This window comes from Streptomyces odonnellii, assembly GCF_000981895.1.
In the GTDB taxonomy this organism is placed as follows: Bacteria; Actinomycetota; Actinomycetes; order Streptomycetales; family Streptomycetaceae; genus Streptomyces; species Streptomyces odonnellii.
This window is the reverse complement of the sequence record NZ_LATD01000647.1, coordinates 1-1,594: the sequence shown is the minus strand read 5'-3', so window position 1 is coordinate 1,594 and position 1,594 is coordinate 1. Positions and strand designations below refer to the sequence as shown.

At 69.9% G+C, this 1,594-nt stretch carries 3 protein-coding genes; 1 reads left to right on the top strand and 2 read right to left on the bottom strand.

The window, feature by feature from the left end:
• Positions 1 to 922, top strand: a 922-nt coding sequence (locus tag WH07_RS35955; RefSeq protein WP_046509516.1) for a TRCF domain-containing protein, incomplete at its 5' end; no start/stop codon positions are given.
• A 45-nt stretch (positions 923 to 967) separates the two neighbouring features.
• On the opposite strand, the gene WH07_RS35950 is transcribed toward WH07_RS35955, so the two are convergent.
• Together WH07_RS35950 and WH07_RS35945 are read right to left on the bottom strand one after the other, a co-directional pair.
• Positions 968 to 1,219: a type II toxin-antitoxin system RelE family toxin gene (locus tag WH07_RS35950; protein ID WP_079023836.1), complete on the bottom strand. Its 252-nt coding sequence runs from the start codon at positions 1,217 to 1,219 to the stop codon at positions 968 to 970.
• Positions 1,216 to 1,491, bottom strand: coding sequence for a type II toxin-antitoxin system Phd/YefM family antitoxin (locus WH07_RS35945; RefSeq protein WP_046509518.1), 276 nt, complete (start codon positions 1,489 to 1,491; stop codon positions 1,216 to 1,218). Before WH07_RS35945 ends, WH07_RS35950 begins: the two co-directional genes overlap by 4 nt.
• Positions 1,492 to 1,594: the final 103 nt, after the last annotated feature.

The window sequence follows — 1,594 nt, the reverse complement described above, 5'->3', positions numbered from 1 at the left end:
GATGTCGGAGAGCGTGCTGGAGCAGGTGGTGGTCGACTTCTGGGGGAAGAAGTTCGATGTGCTGGTCTCCACGACGATCGTCGAGTCGGGCATCGACATCTCGAACGCCAATACGCTGATCGTGGAGCGCGGTGACAACTTCGGTCTGTCACAGCTCCATCAGCTGCGTGGCCGGGTGGGGCGGGGGCGGGAGCGGGGGTATTCGTACTTCCTGTATCCGCCGGAGAAGCCGCTGACCGAGACGGCGCACGAACGGCTCGCGACGATCGCCCAGCACACGGAGATGGGCGCGGGCATGTATGTGGCGATGAAGGACCTGGAGATCCGCGGCGCGGGCAATCTGCTCGGCGGCGAGCAGTCCGGGCACATCGCGGGCGTCGGCTTCGACCTGTACGTACGGATGGTGGGGGAGGCGGTCGCCGACTACCGGGCGTCCGTGGACGGCTCGGTGGAGGAGGAGCCGCCGCTGGAGGTCAAGATCGAGCTTCCGGTCGACGCGCACGTCCCGCACGACTACGCGCCGGGCGAACGGCTGCGGCTCCAGGCGTACCGGGCGATCGCCTCGGCGAACACGGAGGCGGACATCACGGCGGTCCGCGAGGAACTCACCGACCGCTACGGCAAGCTCCCCGAGCCGGTCGAGAACCTCCTCCTGGTGGCAGGCCTCCGGATGCTCGCCCGCGCCTGCGGCGTGGCCGAGATCGTCCTCCAGGGCCCGAACATCCGCTTCGCCCCGGTGGAGCTGCGCGAGTCCCAGCAACTCCGCCTGAAGCGCCTCCACCCCCGCACGGTCATCAAACCAACGGCCCACCAGATCCTGGTCCCCCGCCCGACCACGGGCAAGATCGGCGGCAAACCGGTGGTGGGACGGGAACTGCTGGCGTGGACGGGGGAGTTCCTGACGACGATCCTGGGGTCGTAGGGCGCGCCGCGCCGCCGTGCCAGGCGACTTGGTCAGGCGCCTGGGTCAGCTGACGCGGCCCACCTTGAGGACGTGCACGGTGACGGTGTCGCCGTCCGGGCTGTAGAGCACTCGCCAGTTTCCGGCGGAGAGGCGCCAGTAGCCGGAGTTCCCCAGCGCGCGGGCCGCCGACGGAGAGGGGTCGTCGGCGAGAGCCCGCACGGAGGCCGCGCACTCCTTCGCGCCGACCGGGTCGATCGCCCGGAGCCTGCGGAACTCCGCCATGGCTTGGTGCTGCCACACCACGGTGTGGCTCATGAGGCGGCTGCCCGCAGGTCTTCGGCTTCCAGCTCGGCCATGAAGTCGTCGTGGGCCATCGACGGGCCTGTGGGGGCAGCTTCGCGGGCGGCGGCTTCGGCGATGTCCGCGGCGTCCCTCAGCCGCCGCAGCTCCTCCAGCTCCTCTATCGGGATCAGCGCGGCAGCCGGCCTGCCGTACTCGCTGATCACGATGTGCTCATGGCCGTGGCGCACCCGGCCGACAAGCTGGCCGAGCTGGTTACGGGCTTCCACGAGTGGATACGTCTCCATGCCGGAACTGTACACACCGGCAGGTGTGGCGGGTGCGTACAGACCCGATCGGGTGAACCCCGAGGGACCGGGGCGTACGCTGCGGGGGCGGGCGGACTTGGTG

What these genes read in the sequence shown, in the direction of transcription:
- WH07_RS35950 (WP_079023836.1), bottom strand. Translation starts at nt 1,219, where the DNA reads ATGAGCCACACCGTGGTGTGGCAGCACCAAGCCATGGCGGAGTTCCGC.
- WH07_RS35945 (WP_046509518.1), bottom strand. Translation starts at nt 1,491, where the DNA reads ATGGAGACGTATCCACTCGTGGAAGCCCGTAACCAGCTCGGCCAGCTT.